General features: G+C 77.5%; 11 protein-coding genes. 2 read left to right on the forward strand and 9 right to left on the reverse strand.

The window, feature by feature from the left end:
• Nucleotides 1-24: 24 nt before the first annotated feature.
• From FHX36_RS15230 to FHX36_RS15250, 5 genes are all read right to left on the reverse strand, one after another.
• Nucleotides 25-732: an NYN domain-containing protein gene (locus FHX36_RS15230; RefSeq protein WP_110553477.1), complete on the reverse strand. Its 708-nt coding sequence runs from the start codon at nucleotides 730-732 to the stop codon at nucleotides 25-27.
• 68 nt (nucleotides 733-800) lie between these two features.
• Nucleotides 801-2,441, reverse strand: a complete 1,641-nt coding sequence (locus FHX36_RS15235; protein WP_110553471.1) for an acyl-CoA dehydrogenase family protein — start codon at nucleotides 2,439-2,441, stop codon at nucleotides 801-803.
• A gap of 23 nt (nucleotides 2,442-2,464) precedes the next feature.
• Nucleotides 2,465-2,866, reverse strand: a complete 402-nt coding sequence (locus FHX36_RS15240) for an SRPBCC family protein (protein ID WP_110553470.1) — start codon at nucleotides 2,864-2,866, stop codon at nucleotides 2,465-2,467.
• A 327-nt stretch (nucleotides 2,867-3,193) separates the two neighbouring features.
• On the reverse strand, nucleotides 3,194-5,032 hold the full coding sequence (locus tag FHX36_RS15245; protein ID WP_183513867.1) for a hypothetical protein: 1,839 nt from the start codon (nucleotides 5,030-5,032) through the stop codon (nucleotides 3,194-3,196).
• 113 nt (nucleotides 5,033-5,145) lie between these two features.
• On the reverse strand, nucleotides 5,146-6,426 hold the full coding sequence (locus FHX36_RS15250) for a competence/damage-inducible protein A (protein WP_110553373.1): 1,281 nt from the start codon (nucleotides 6,424-6,426) through the stop codon (nucleotides 5,146-5,148).
• Nucleotides 6,427-6,537: 111 nt separating this feature from the next.
• Between FHX36_RS15250 and FHX36_RS15255 the strand changes: the two genes are divergently transcribed.
• Together FHX36_RS15255 and FHX36_RS15260 are read left to right on the forward strand one after the other, a co-directional pair.
• Nucleotides 6,538-7,344, forward strand: coding sequence for a hypothetical protein (locus FHX36_RS15255; protein WP_183513869.1), 807 nt, complete (start codon nucleotides 6,538-6,540; stop codon nucleotides 7,342-7,344).
• On the forward strand, nucleotides 7,341-7,667 hold the full coding sequence (locus tag FHX36_RS15260) for a hypothetical protein (protein ID WP_110553375.1): 327 nt from the start codon (nucleotides 7,341-7,343) through the stop codon (nucleotides 7,665-7,667). Before FHX36_RS15255 ends, FHX36_RS15260 begins: the two co-directional genes overlap by 4 nt.
• Here FHX36_RS15260 and FHX36_RS15265 read toward each other — a convergent pair.
• The 4 genes from FHX36_RS15265 to FHX36_RS15280 form a co-directional block, all read right to left on the reverse strand.
• On the reverse strand, nucleotides 7,657-9,546 hold the full coding sequence (locus tag FHX36_RS15265; protein WP_110553376.1) for a SpoIIE family protein phosphatase: 1,890 nt from the start codon (nucleotides 9,544-9,546) through the stop codon (nucleotides 7,657-7,659). The genes FHX36_RS15260 and FHX36_RS15265 overlap by 11 nt on opposite strands.
• Before the next feature lie 93 nt (nucleotides 9,547-9,639).
• Nucleotides 9,640-11,253 (reverse strand): protein kinase domain-containing protein, encoded by a 1,614-nt coding sequence (locus FHX36_RS15270; RefSeq protein WP_343056629.1) that lies wholly within the window; start codon nucleotides 11,251-11,253, stop codon nucleotides 9,640-9,642.
• 143 nt (nucleotides 11,254-11,396) lie between these two features.
• The gene (locus FHX36_RS15275; RefSeq protein ID WP_246405495.1) at nucleotides 11,397-12,518 is read right to left on the reverse strand and encodes a glycerate kinase family protein; all 1,122 of its coding nucleotides are present in this window, start codon (nucleotides 12,516-12,518) and stop codon (nucleotides 11,397-11,399) included.
• Between the two features lie 33 nt (nucleotides 12,519-12,551).
• Nucleotides 12,552-13,940, reverse strand: a complete 1,389-nt coding sequence (locus FHX36_RS15280; protein WP_110554259.1) for an MFS transporter — start codon at nucleotides 13,938-13,940, stop codon at nucleotides 12,552-12,554.
• Nucleotides 13,941-14,027: the final 87 nt, after the last annotated feature.

The raw sequence follows: 14,027 nt of genomic DNA on the forward strand, positions 1-14,027 counted from the left end.
TGGTGAGGAGAACGGGGTCCGTCCTCAGTTCCTCCGGGCGGTGAACGCGCCGGCTGCGTCCCGCAGGCTCTTGGTGGGGCGCAGCCACGCGCCGTCGACCGGCAGGGCGTCGAGCCGGACGCGGTCCAGCGGCGCGGCGAACGCCCCGGGCACGTCCTCGATGTCGACGAACTGCAGCAGCTCGGAGCTGATCGCGTAGCCGGCGACCTCGCTGAACGCGACGACGACGACCTGGGTCCCGGCGCGGGCGAGGTCCTCCAGCGGCTCGGCGAAGTTGCGGCCGTCGCCGGAGAAGACCACCAGCCGGCGCAGCTCGTGGCTGTGCGCCCGCACGCTGATGTGGTCGAGCATCGACTGGTCGATGTCGTCGTCCGGCTGCAGCTTGGGCCGGGCGAAGACCGCGTAGCCGAAGCTGCGCAGCGCCTCCACCCAGCGCTGCAGCGAGGTGGCGTGCTGCGGCGGCACGTTGGCGAAGACGCAGGCCTCCACCTCCGGCTGCTGCGCCGCACCCGGTTCCTCGGCGCCGTCGACGAACCAGGCGGCGATGGCGTCGAAGCGCGGCCGCGAGGCGGCGGTCGGCCGGGCCCCGATCACGTTCGCCAGGGTCATGTCGATGTTGGGCGCGTCCCAGACCAGCAGGTCCAGCGCCTGCCGGGGAGCACCGTCGGCCGGGAACGCGCCCGCGTCGTACCCGTCGGTCGTCATCGTCTCCACGGCTGGGCTCTCGGTCACCGGGTCAGTGTGCCGGTCGGTCGGGGTGACCGCGGGACTGGTCGCCCGGCGGCGCCGTCGGCGGTCGGTCACCCGGCGCGCCCGGCCGGGACCACGGCGGCCCGGTCGACCAGCTGGGCCACCGGCGTCCCGGGCGGCAGCGTGCCCAGCACCGCGCCCCAGTCGCCGCCCAGCCGGGTGGCGCAGAAGGCGTCGGCGACGGCGGCCGGCGCGTGCTGCAGCAGCAGCGCGGCCTGCAGGCACAGCGCGAGCCGACCGGCGATCCGGCGGGCCCGCAGCGGGAGCTGGTCCGGGTCGCCGAGCTCGGCGGCGAGCTGTGCGAGCGCGGCGTCGTACCGCGGGTCGGCACCGCGGGCGAGGTCCAGCTCGGCGGTCACCGCGGCCAGTGACGCCGACCCGGACCCCAGCGCGCGGAGCACGTCCAGGGCGATGACGTTGCCCGAGCCCTCCCAGATGGAGTTGAGCGGCGCCTGGCGGTAGAGCCGCGGCATGCCCGACTCCTCCACGTAGCCGTTCCCGCCGAGCACCTCCAGCGCCTCGGCGACCGCGGTGGGGGTGCGCTTGCAGACCCAGAACTTCGCCACCGCGCCGGCCAGCCGCAGGTAGTCGCGCTCGCCGGCGTCCTGGGCGGCGGCCAGCCGGACGGCGAGCGCGGTCGCCGCCTCGCTCTCCAGCGCCAGGTCGGCCAGCACGTTCTGCATCAGCGGCTGGTCGGCGAGCAGGGCGCCGAAGGCCCGGCGGTGCCGGGCGTGGTGCACCGCCTGGGTGAGCGCCGCGCGCACGGTCGCCGCCGAGCCCAGCACGCAGTCCAGCCGGGTGGTGGCGACCATCTCGATGATCGCCGGGACGCCGCGGCCGGGCTCGCCCACCAGCCACCCCGTCGTCCGGTCGAACTCCACCTCGCTGGAGGCGTTGGACCGGTCGCCCAGCTTGTCCTTGAGCCGCTGCAGGGCCAGCGGGTTGCGCTCGCCGCCGGGCAGCACCCGCGGCACCAGGAAGCAGGAGACCCCCTCGGCGGTCTGCGCGAGCACCAGGAAGAGGTCGCTCATCGGCGCGGAGGTGAACCACTTGTGCCCGGTCAGCGACCAGCTGCCGTCACCGTTCGGCGTCGCCCGGGTGGTGTTGGCGCGGACGTCGGAGCCGCCCTGCTTCTCTGTCATGCCCATCCCGGCGACCAGGCCGCGCTTGGTCTGCGGGTCGGCCAGCCCGAACTGGTACTCCCGGCTGGTCAACCCGGGCTCGAGCGCCTCGGCCAGGTCGGGGGCGCGGCGCAGCGCGGGGACGACGGCGTAGGTCATCGTGACCGGGCAGCCGTGGCCCATCTCCACCTGCGTCCAGCCCAGGTAGCCCACCGCGCGCCGCACGTGCGCGTGCCGGTCCCCGGCCGCCTGGTCGGCCCACGGGACGCCGGCCAGCCCGTGCCCGACCGCGGTGCCCATCAGCTCGTGCCAGGCCGGGTGGAACTCCACCTCGTCGACCCGGTGCCCGTACCGGTCGTGGGTGCGCAGCCGCGGCGGGTTCTCGTTCGCCAGCCGGCCCCACTCCTGCGCCTGCTCGCTGCCGGCGAGCGCGCCCAGCTCCGCGAGCGAGGCGAGCGCGGCCGCGTCGGCGTGCCGCAGGCAGGCCTCGGACAGCGCGGCGTCCCCGGCGATCGGGTCGTGGCCCACGAGCGGCGGGGCCTGGTTGGTCACCTCGTGCGTGACGCTCATGGACGCACGGTACGAGACCCCGGTCAGCTCGCGGTGCGGACCGTGACCAGCCGCTTGAGCGCCAGCAGGGCCAGCGGGGCGTAGCCGACCACCAGCGGCCCGAAGCCGCTGATCCGGAGGCCGGCGGTGGTGCCGCCGTCCGGGGCCGGGCTCACCCAGTGCACCAGCCCGAGCCGGGTCGGGCCGACGACGACCTGCCAGACCCACCGGCGCTGCACCTCGGACACCTCGTCGACCACGAAGGGCACCGAGGTGCCGATCGGGTCGTACACCCGGCCGGTCACCCCCTGCTCGATCCGGTCGGCCGACGCCTCCACCCGCTTGATCTGCGGCGACCACCCGGACCATCGCGAGGGGTGCAGGTAGCGGTCCCACACCTCGGCCGGGTCGACCGGGCCGGTGGCGTGCAGCGTCAGGGAGGTCACCGGACGGGGGTGCCCGCCCGGGTGCCTCTCGACACCCGGGCGGGCGGGGAGCCGGGATCCGCCCCCGAGGATGACCCCGGCCGATGTGCGGTCGAGGCCCCGCCCCCCGTGCACGGGGCCCCGACCGGTACAGGGGTGGTCGACCGGGCCGAGGACGGTGCGTCGCTGCGGCCGGGACCACCGGTCTGGTGTTCCGGAGGTGGTGGCGACCCGCGCTGCCCGGGGGCGCGCAGGGGTCACCGCTCTCGCTGGTGCGAGAGGCAGGTGCGGCGGGGGCTCAGGCGCGCAGCGGCGCGCCGGCCGGGGCCGGACCTGCGGGAGGGGCCGTCAGGCGGGGGAGACGGAGGGCTCGGTGTCCGAGCCGTCCTGGAGGGTCTGGAGCGGGGCGCTCGAGACCAGGTCGGCCAGCGAGGGCTGGACCGGGGGTGCGGGGAGCGTGGCGAGCACCAGGGCGCCGCCCGAGCGGGAACCGTCGGACGGCGCGGCCGGAGCCGGGGGGACCGACACCGGCGTGACCAGCGGCCGGTCGGGCACCTGCGACGGCGCCGGGACGGACGATCCGGCCTGCACCGGCTCGGTCGGGGTCACGCCCGCGGCGGTGCCGGGGCGCGGGCCAGCGAGCTCGTGCGGCCGGGCGCCGGCCGGGGTCACCGGCCCGGTCGCCGTGACCGGGGAGGGGGCTGCGGTGAGGTCCGCGGGCCCGGCCGGGACGACGAGCGGCGGGACGGGCTGGGCAGCCGGGGCCGGCGCGGGCTCGACCGTGGTGCGGACGGGCTGGACCGCAGCCGGGACGACGGGGGTGCGGACGGCGCCCTGCACCGGGGCCAGGACGGCGACGGCGGGGGCCACGACCGGGTCCGGCGCGTGCGCGGCGGGCGCCAGGACCGGGCGCACGGCGTCGACCACCGGCGCGACGACGGGGGCTGCTGCCTCGGTCACGGGCGCCACGACCGGGGTCACGGCGACGACCACCGGGGCCACCGCGCCGGTGACCGGGGCGGCCACGGGTGCGACGGTCTCGACCACGGGCGCGACCACGTTCTCGGTGACCGGCGTGACCACCGGCGCCAGGGCCTCGACCACGGGTACGACGACCTGCTCGCTCACCGGCGCCACGACCGGGACGACCACCTCGGCCACCGGCACGACCACGTCGACCACGGGCGCGACCACGTTCTCGGTGACCGGCGCGACGACGGGGGCAACGACCTCGGCCACCGGCGCGACGACCTCGGCGACGGGCTCCACGACCGCTTCGACCACGGGTACGACGACCTGCTCGGTCACCGGTGCCACGACCGGTGCGACGACCTCGGCCACCGGCGCGACGACCTCGGCGACGGGCTCCACGACCGCTTCGACCACGGGCACGACGACCTGCTCGGTCACCGGTGCCACGACCGGTGCGACGACCTCGGCCACCGGCGCGACGACCTCGGCGACGGGCTCCACGACCGCTTCGACCACGGGCACGAGGACCTGCTCGGTCACCGGTGCCACGACCGGTGCGACGACCTCGGCCACCGGCGCGACGACCTCGGCGACGGGCTCCACGACCGCGTCGACCACGGGTACGACGACCTGCTCGGTCACCGGTGCCACGACCTGTGCGACGACCGCGGCCACCGGCGCGACGACCTCGGCCGCGGGCTCGACGACCACCTCGGTGACCGGCTCGGTGACCGGCTCGGTGACCGGGGCGATCTCCGTCACCGGCTCGACCACGGCCTCCACGACCGGAGCGACCTCGGCCGGGACGACCTCCTCGACGACCGGGGCGACCTCCTCGACGACCTCGGCCACGGGCTCGACGGCGTCCTCGACGACCGGCGCGACCTCCTCGGCCGGCACGACCTCGTCGACCGGTGCGACCTCGTCGACCACCTCGACGACCGGCTCCACCGTCTCCGCGACCGGCTCCACCGCCTCCGCGACCGGCTCGACGGCCTCGACGACGGGCTCCACGGCCTCGGCAGCGCCCTCGACCACCGGCTCGGCAGGTGCGGTGACGGTCGTGACGACGCCGTCCACCGGCGCCAGCAGGCCGGGCTCGGCCGCGGACGCCCCGCCGGCCGCGAGCCCGATCGCCAGGTAGCCACCGGCGGTGCAGCCCAGCGTCACCAGGACGCGACGGGGCCACGAGCCGGGGACCCAGCGGCGTGCCACACGGAGCCGGTTCCCACTCACACCCGTCCGCAATCACAGCCGGGTGGTTCTCGGTGCGCCGTCACCCTCCGCCAGGAGAGGTCGACGCACCGACCTGTTCCACGTGGAACCGGTCAGGCGGGCGGACCGCCCAGCAGCAGCTGCCGGAGCAGGTGGACGGCGTGCGCCGTCGTCCGCTGCCGGATCGAGTCCCGCGACCCCATCAGGACCACCGACTTCGCGACCTCGCCGTCCGGACCGACAGCGGCCAGGTGGACGGTGCCGACCGGCTTCTCGGCGGTGCCGCCGCCCGGTCCGGCGATGCCGGTCAGCCCGATTCCCACGTCGGAGCCGAACCGGCTGCGCGCACCCTCGGCCAGTGCGCGGGCGACCTCGGGGCTCACCGCACCGGCCTGGGCCAGCGTCGCGGCGGGCACGTCGAGCAGCTGCTCCTTGGCGCTGTTCGCGTAGGCCGCCACCCCGCCGAGCACCCACGCCGAGGAGCCCTCGACCGCGGTCAGCCGGGCGGTGAGCAGCCCGCCGGTGCACGACTCCCCCACCGCGACCGTCCAGCCGCGGTCCGCGAACGCGGTGGCGACCAGCGCGTCGGCGGTGGGCCCGTCGCTGAACAGCGTGTCCCCGAAGTCGGCGGTGACCGCCTGCTCCAGCCGCCCGTAGGCCGGCTCGGCGCCCGCGTCGTAGCGGGTGACGATCTCCAGCTCGCCGTCGCGGAGGCAGGTGGTGACCTCCAGCCCGGCCAGCTCGTCGTCGACCCGGCGCAGGGTGGCCGCGAGCTCCGACTCCGGGGTGCCCCACAGCCGCAGGGTCCGCTGCCGCAGCTCGGTGGCACCGGCCAGCGCTGCGCGCACCGGGGCGGAGTCGACGGCAGCGGGCCACATGCCCTGCAGCTCCGACGGCGGCCCGGGCAGCACCAGCACCGGCGGCCCGCTGCGCCCCTCGGCCACCGGCACGACCAGCCCCGGCGCCGTCCCGACCGGTTCCAGCACGGTCGCCCCGGCGGGCACCTGCGCCTGCTTGCGGACGCCGGCTGCGGTCGCTCCCGGGTCCATCCGCCAGCCGCGGCGGGCGGAGAGCCGGGCCACCACGGCTGCGATCCGCTCCTCCAGCGCCTCGTCGACGATCGAGGGCCGGCCCTGGAAGTCGCCGACGACGGCCGCGGTGAGGTCGTCGGCGGTCGGCCCGAGGCCCCCGCTGGTGATGACCAGGTCGACGCTGCCGGCCAGGAAGCCCAGCGCCGCGCGCAGGTCCTCCGGCCGGTCGCCGACCACGACGACCGACCCGACGTCGACCCCGCGGGCCCGGAGCGCCTCGGCCAGCCAGGGGCCGTTGCGGTCGCTCACCCGCCCGGTGAGCACCTCGGTACCGGTGACCACGATGCCCGCACGCACTGCCACGGACCGACCCTAGGGGGCGGCGCCGCTACGGTGGCATGCCCCTGCCTGCCGTCCGGACCCCCGGCATCCACTGCCGGGGCCGCACCCCGACGCCCGCCACCAGGAGGACAGATGAGCTCCCCGCACCCGCCGATCCCCGAGCCGCAGCCGCACACCGACGGCGACGACCCGCGGACCCAGTCGATTCTGCTCCCGCCCAGCCAGCGGCAGGAGACCCTGGACCCCTCGCCGGCGGAGGTGCCGGCCGGTGAGCCACCGACCCAGCCGGCGCCCGGGTGGACCCCGGCCGCCGCCCCCGGCCAGCCGCTGCCCGGCCAGCCCGGCCCGGGCGCCGGTCAGCACGAGCAGCCGACCGCCCACCAGCCGGGGTACTACGACCCCGCGTCGTCCACGCAGGTGACCGGGCCGGTCGACTTCGTGCCGGGGTTCACCCCGGAGGCCGCGCACGGCAGCAGCGCGGCGAGCCCGCCGCCGTCCCCGGGGCCGTCCACCTCCGTCGGCATGCCGGCGACCCCTCCTCCGGGGCAGCGCCGCTCACCGCTCGCCGCGCTGCAGGGCGCCGGCCGCCACGGCAGCGCGCTGCTGCCGCTGGGCCTGGGCGTGCTCGCGCTGGTGCTGCTGCAGGTGGGGCTGGCCCTCGACTTCGGCAACCAGTCGCTGTGGGAGGTCGTCCCGACCTGGTCGGCCTTCGCCACGCTGGGCGCGCTGCTGGTGCTGGTCCCGGCGGTCGCCGCGCTGACCGGCCGGCTGCCGGCCCGGACCGCCTGGCGGGCCGGTGCGGTCGGCCTGGCGGCGCTGGCCGCCGCGTGGGTGCTGGTGGCGCTGCCGCTGGCCGCCAGCGACCGCGGGTTCTGGCTGACGGCCGCCGTCGCGGCAGCCGGCGCCGCGCTGTGGCTGGCCCCCGGACGCGACGAGTGAGCGGCGGGCGCAGCTGGTTCCTCGGGGCCGCCGTGCTCGCCGTGGCCGCGCTCGGCCTGCCGTGGTCCGGTCAGCTGGCCGGCGCCGCGCACCCCGCTCGGGTCGCGGTCGTCGCGGGGCTGCTGCTCGCCGTGGTCGGCCTGCGCACCGGTCGGGAACGGCTGCTCGCCGCGGCCGCCGGTGCGGGCGCCGTCGGCGTGCTGCTCGGCGGGGTGGACGCGTCGCCGGGTCGGCTCGCGCTGGCCGGCGCCGTGGCGTGCCTGGCCCTCGGTTGCCGCGCCACCGGCCTGCCCCTGCTGCCGCGCCGGGCCGTCAGCCGCTGACCGCGCTGTGCCCGGCCGGCAGCCGGCTGCGGCCCGCCTCGGCGGGGCGCGGCCGGTCCTGCGGGTGGGCCCGGACGGCGAGCAGCGCGACGTCGTCCTCCACGGCCCCCTCCAGCGCGCCCAGCAGCCGGTCGCAGACCTCCTCCAGCGGCAGCCGGCCCACCCGGCCGACCTCGGCGACCAGCCAGGCGAGCCCGGCGTCCAGCGAGGACCCCCGCCGCTCGACCAGGCCGTCGGTGTAGAGCAGCACCGTCGCCCCGGCGCGCAGCTCGGCGACGTGGTCAGCGCGCGACGCCGAGGGGTCCAGGCCCAGCAGCAGGTCCGGCTCGTGCTCGAGCACGGACACCTCCCCCTCCGGCGAGACCAGCAGCGGTGGCGGGTGGCCGGCGTTGCTCCAGCGGAGCAGCCGCACCCCCCGGGCCTCCTCCGCCGGCCCCTGCTCGATCGTCGCCAGCACCGCGGTGGCCAGCGTGTCGACCGCGAGGTCGCACATCGCCCGGTCCAGCGCGGTCAGGACGGCGGCCGGTGGCTCCTGCAGGCTGTGCGCCACCCCGCGGAGCACGTTGCGCACCTGGGCCATCGCCGCCGCGGCGTGCCGGTCGTGCCCGGTGACGTCGCCGATGACCAGGGCGGTGCGGCCGTCGCCGAGCAGGAAGGCGTCGTACCAGTCGCCGCCGACCTGGGCCTGGGACGCCGCGGGGAGGTAGCGGACGGCGATCTCCAGGTGGTCGGGCTCCGGCGGCTCGGTGAGCAGGCTGCGCTGCAGCGCCTCGGCCATCCCCTGGACGGCGGCGTGCCGTTCCTGCTCGGCCTGCCGGGCCCGGATCCGCTCCAGCGCCTGGGCGCACTGCGCGGCCAGCGCGACCAGCAGCTCCAGCTCGCCCTCGTCCAGCGTCCGCGGCCGGTCCCAGGCGACGCTGAGCGAGCCGATCCGCCGCCCGCCGCTCTCCAGCGGCACCGCCGCCCAGGCCTGCCCGACCGTGTCGGCCATCAGCGCCGCCCACTCGGCGGAGAACGCGAGGCTGGCTGCGGTGTCCGGCAGCAGCACCCGCTGCCCGGTGCGGGCCGCCACGCAGCCGGGGTAGCCGGCCTCGAGGGGCAGCAGGGTGTCCGCACCCGCCTGGGCGGCACCCAGGTCCTCCGTCAGCACGATGCGCAGGTGGTCGCCCTCGCGGACGCCGACCGCCCCGCCGATCGCGCCGAGGCCCACCAGACCGCGGTGGGTGACCACCCGGGCCAGCTCGTCGAGCGTCTCCGCCTCGCCGAGGGCCAGGGCGACCGCGGAGAGGGCGGCCAGCCGGCGGGCGGTCTCGGCCTCCGCCTCCCGCGATGCCCGGAGCTCGGCGGCTCGGGCGAACAGGTCGCTCTCCACCTCGAGCACGCGGCGCCGCCACTTCTTGCCGGTGCCGCTCGGGTGCCCTGCCTGGGCCTGCTCGCGGACGTAGTCGGTGATGTCCTCGGCCCGCTGGAGCACGTACCGGCACCCGCCGGCCGCGTCGAGCACCGGGACGCTGATCAGGCTCCAGAAGCGCTTGACGAAGCCCCCGGCACGGTCCGGGATGTCGTACTGCTGCACCGGCATGGTGTGCGGCCGGCCGGTGTCCCTGGCCCGCAGGATCGCCGCGCGCACCTTGGCCGCCCCGCCGTCCGGCTCGTGGTCGTTGGGGTTGCCCGGGAAGGCGTCGAAGAGGTCCCGGCCGACGAGCTCGGCCAGCGCCCGGCCCGTGCTGGCCAGGAAGGCGTCGTTGGCGTCGGCGATCACCAGGTCGGGCGTCAGCACCAGGTAGGGCGTCGGCATCGCCCGGAAGACGGCGGTGTGGTCGATGCGGGCCGCGCTCGGGCCGGCTGCGTGCTCCGGCTCGTCCGCTCGCGTGACCACGGCCCCTCACGACCAGCGAGGTCCGCCGCCACGGTGCGGCGGCCCTGTCGGGCTGGACGATACCGGCGCGCGGGCCCGACGGGCCCGGCGAGCTCAGCGCAGCGTCGTCGCGGCGGTGCTGGTCGGCGTGGCCGTCGTGGTGGGGGCGGTGGTCACCGGGGTGCCGCCGTCCTCGTCGTCGTCGTCGTCCTCGTCCGGCTCGTCGGTCTCCACCGGCTCGGTCTCCACGGGCTCGGTGGTCACCGTGGGGGTCGGCGTGGCGGTCGGGCTGGGGGTCGGCGTGCTGGTGGTCGCCCGCGGCGTCGGGCTGGCCGACGGCGTCGCCTTCTCCGGGGACTGGACGACGGCCTCGGCCGGCGCGCGCGAGGAGCCGCCCGCGGAGCTGCTGCGCGGCTCGGCGGCGGCCGCGTAGCTGACCAGCACGGTCTGGCCGGGCTGCAGCCGGACCGACAGCGGCGCGACGTCGACGACGGTGCCCGGGGACACCTCGTCGGTCTCGACGGCCTCCAGCTGCACCTGGAGGTCCATCGCCTCCAGCTGGATGCGCACGGCGTCGACCGGGCGGCCCACGTAGTCGGCCCGCTCCAGCACCAGCTCGTCGGCCGCCGGGGACGCGGTCACCTGGAGCGTGGAGGCGGTGGTCGCCGGCGGCGCGGTCGGGGTCAGCGCCTGGAGCACGCCCGCGGCGAGCCCGGCGCCGACCAGCAGCGCCACGAGCGGCACCAGCAGCCGGCCGACCCGGCCCTGCGGCGCCGGGCGGGGCGGGCGCCGCGTCTCGCCGGTGGCCGGGGCCGCCCCGGCGAGCGCCGCGGCGTCGGGCAGCAGCCAGAAGCTCTGCGTGTCGGTGCGCTGCACCGGCGGCAGCTGCCGGCCGGCGAGCACCTCGTCAACGGCGGCCACGAACGCCGCGCCGTCCGGGTAGCGCTGCGCCGGGTCCTTGACCAGGGCGTGCTCGATGAGCGTGCGGATGCCGGCCGGGACCTCGTCGGGCAGCGGGTCGGGGGTGTCGCGCAGGTGCCGCAGCGCGATGGTGACCGAGTTGTCGCCGTCGAACGCCCGCCGACCGGCCAGGCACTCGTAGCCGACCATGCCCAGGGCGTAGACGTCGCTCGCCGGGGTGGCGTGCGCGCCGGCCGCCTGCTCCGGGGAGAGGTAGGAGGCGGTGCCGATCACCTGGCCGGTCTGGGTCAGCGGCACGCTGCCCGCCGACCACGCGATCCCGAAGTCGGTGATCTTGACGGTGCCGTCCCAGCGGACGAGCACGTTGCCCGGCTTCACGTCCCGGTGGACGACGCCGGCCTCGTGGGCGACGGCCAGCGCGGCGGCGGTCTGCCGGAGCAGGTCGAGCGTGCGGTCGGGGGTGAGCGCGCCGCCGCGGGCGAGCAGGGAGGACAGCGACTCGCCCTCGACCAGCTCCATGACCAGGTAGGCGAGGTGCTCGCCCGACCCGTCGATCGCCGGCTCCTCGCCGTAGTCGTAGACGGCGGCGATGTTCGGGTGGCCCAGCGCCGCGGCGTGCTGCGCCTCGGCCCGGAAGCGGGCCAGGAAGAGCTCGTCGCCGGTGTACTCGCTGCGCAGCACCTTGACCGCGACCGGGCGGCCGAGCAGCTGGTCGTGCGCCCGCCAGACCTGGCCCATGCCGCCGGCGGCGAGCAGGGCGCGCAGTTCGTAGCGGTCGGCGAGGATCTTCCTCGCTGGCTCCACCACGTCGCGCCGTCCCCTCGTCCTGCCTGCTCGTCCGGTGCACACCCGGGCCGGCCGGCGCTGGCTGGACGCTCCGCGTGGGTGATGCCCCGCGAGGGCGTTCGTACACATGCGTTCGGACGGCTGGGTGACCCTAGCCGCCAACGTCACCGTGTGACGGACTGTTCCCGCGCGAGCTGACGACCTGCCTCGGCGAGCCACCGCGCGGGCTCGGCCATCGCCGCCGGGACGTCCCCGGCCAGGTCGGTGAGGGAGACCGCCCGCTGCACCGGCAGCTCGCCGTCGGCGTCCACCCGGCCGGCGACGACGGTGACCGGCACCCCGGCGCGGCCGGCCCGCTCGACCAGCTCGCCGACGACCTTGCCGCGCAGCGACTGGGCGTCGAACTGCCCCTCCCCGGTGACCACCAGGGCAGCGCCGGCCAGCGCGTCGTCGAGCCCGGCGGCCGCGGCCACGGCGGCAGCCCCGCTGACGAAGTCGGCACCCCAGCAGGCGGCGAACCCGTACGCCGTCCCCCCGGCCGCACCCGCGCCGGGCGCCGCCCGGTCGCCGCCGAGCAGGTCGGCCAGCCGGGCGAGCGCAGCGTCGAGCTCGGCGACCTGCGCCGGGGAGGCGCCCTTCTGCGGTCCGAACTGGCCGGCCGCGCCCAGCGGGCCGAGCAGCGGTGCGGTGACGTCGACCAGGCACTGGACGCCGCCGGGCGGCGGCGGGGTGAGCCCGCCGAGGTCGACCCGGTGCAGCCGGGCCAGCGCACCGCCGCCGGGCGGCAGGTCGGCGCCGTCGGCGTCCAGGAAGCGGGCGCCCAGCGCGGCCAGCGCGCCGGTGCCGCCGTCGGTCGTGGCCGACCCGCCCAGCGTCAGCAGCACCCGGTCGACGCCCGCGGCGACGACGGCGGCCAGCAGCTCGCCCAGCCCCCGGGTGGTCGCGCCCAGCGGGTCGGGGCGCTCGAGCAGCGGCAGCCCGGCCGCCCGGGCCATCTCGACCACGGCGGTGCCGTCGGGCAGCAGCAGCCAGGCGGCCTCCATCGGCCGGCCGTCGGGACCTGTCACCTGCGCGCTCCGCCAGCACCCCGGTGGGAGGTCGTGCCCGAGCGCCTCGAGCGTGCCCTCGCCGCCGTCGGCCAGCGGGAGGGTGAGCACCTCGTCGTCCGGGCGCACCTCGCGCCAGCCGGCGGCCAGCGCGTCGGCGGCCTCGGCCGCCCCCAGCGTGCCCTTGAAGGAGTCCGGCGCGATGACCACGCGCATCGGCTGCTGGGCGTCGGCGACCATGGGCCGAACCCTAGGGCCGCGCCGTTCCGCCCGTCAGCCGGTGCGGGCCGGCCGGATCACCGCGACCAGCAGCGCACCGAGCAGGGTGAGCACCGCCCCGCCCAGCGCCGCCCGGTCCCAACCGGCCAGCAGCTCCACCGGGGTGCCCGAGCCGGCCACCAGGACGACGACGGTCACCCCGACCGCGGCGCCGAGGTAGCGCGCGGTGTTGTTGGCGCCGCTGCCCATCCCGGCCTGCGCGGGCGGCACGTGCGCCACCGCCTCCCGGCCCAGCGCGGCGTTGGCGGCCCCGTAGCCGACGCCCAGGACGACGAGCCCCGGCAGCAGCCGGGCGCCGGAGGAGCCCGCGTCGAGCACCGCGTACGCGCCCAGCCCCACCGCGCAGACGGCCAGGGCGATCGCCAGCAGCACCCGGCCGTCCAGCCCGGGCACCAGCCGGACGGCGAGCGCGGTGGCGGTGCTGACCGCCGACCACACCAGCACCAGCAGAGTGGCGCTGAGCAGGCTCTCGCCCAGGCCGCGCTGGAGCACCGTGGGCACGTAGGAGCTCAGGCCCACCACCGTCGCGCCGGTGACGAACGCCCCGACCGTGGCGGCCAGGAAGCCGGGGATGCGGAACAGCCGCAGGTCGATCATCGGCGCGGTCTGCCGCAGCTCGGCGGGGACGAAGGCAGCCAGCAGTGCGACGCCGAGCACGAGCAGGACGGCGACCGAGGGCTGCCCCCACCCGCCGCGGGACTGCACCAGGCCGGCGAGCAGGGCGCTCATCCCGCCGGCGAGCAGCACGATCCCGGCGAGGTCGACCCGCCGGTCGGCGCGGCCACCGGACTCGGCCAGCGTCCACCGCGCGACGCCGGCCAGCAGCACGGCCGCGGCGGCGGTCGCCCAGTACGTCGTCCGCCAGCCCTGCCCGTGGTCCAGCGCGACGGTGACCAGGCCGCCCAGCCCGGTGCCCGCCCCGACGCTGGCGCCCCAGACGGCGGCCGCCCGGCTGCGGGCGGGGCCCGGCGGGAACGCCGCCCCGATCAGGCCGAGGGCGCAGGCGAGCACCGCCGCGCCACCCACCCCCTGCAGCAGCCGGCCGGCGATGAAGACGCCCGGGGAGCCGGACACCGCGACGAGCACCGCACCCAGGCCGAGCACGACCAGCCCGGCGGTGAAGACCCGGCGCCGGCCGAGGTCGTCGGCGAGCACGCCGGCGGTGAGCAGCGCGGTGGCCAGGCCCACGCTCATCGCGCTGAGCAGCCACGCCTGGGCGCCCGGTCCGGCGTCCAGGGCCACCGTCGTCCGGACGGCGGTGGCCAGCGGCGTGACGAAGGTGATCAGCACCAGCAGCGTGGCCAGCGACGCCATGAGCAGGGTGCGGACCTGCTGCGGGGTGGCCCGCAGGACCGGCGTGGCAGCGGCGACGGCGCTGGGCATGGGTCCCCCGACGGGATGGTTTGACGATCGAACCGAGAGGCGGACGTTAGCGGTCGTCGGTTTGATGTGCAAACCTGGAGGTGTGAC

It is taken from the genome of Modestobacter versicolor (assembly GCF_014195485.1).
GTDB classification, from domain to species: Bacteria; Actinomycetota; Actinomycetes; order Mycobacteriales; family Geodermatophilaceae; genus Modestobacter; species Modestobacter versicolor.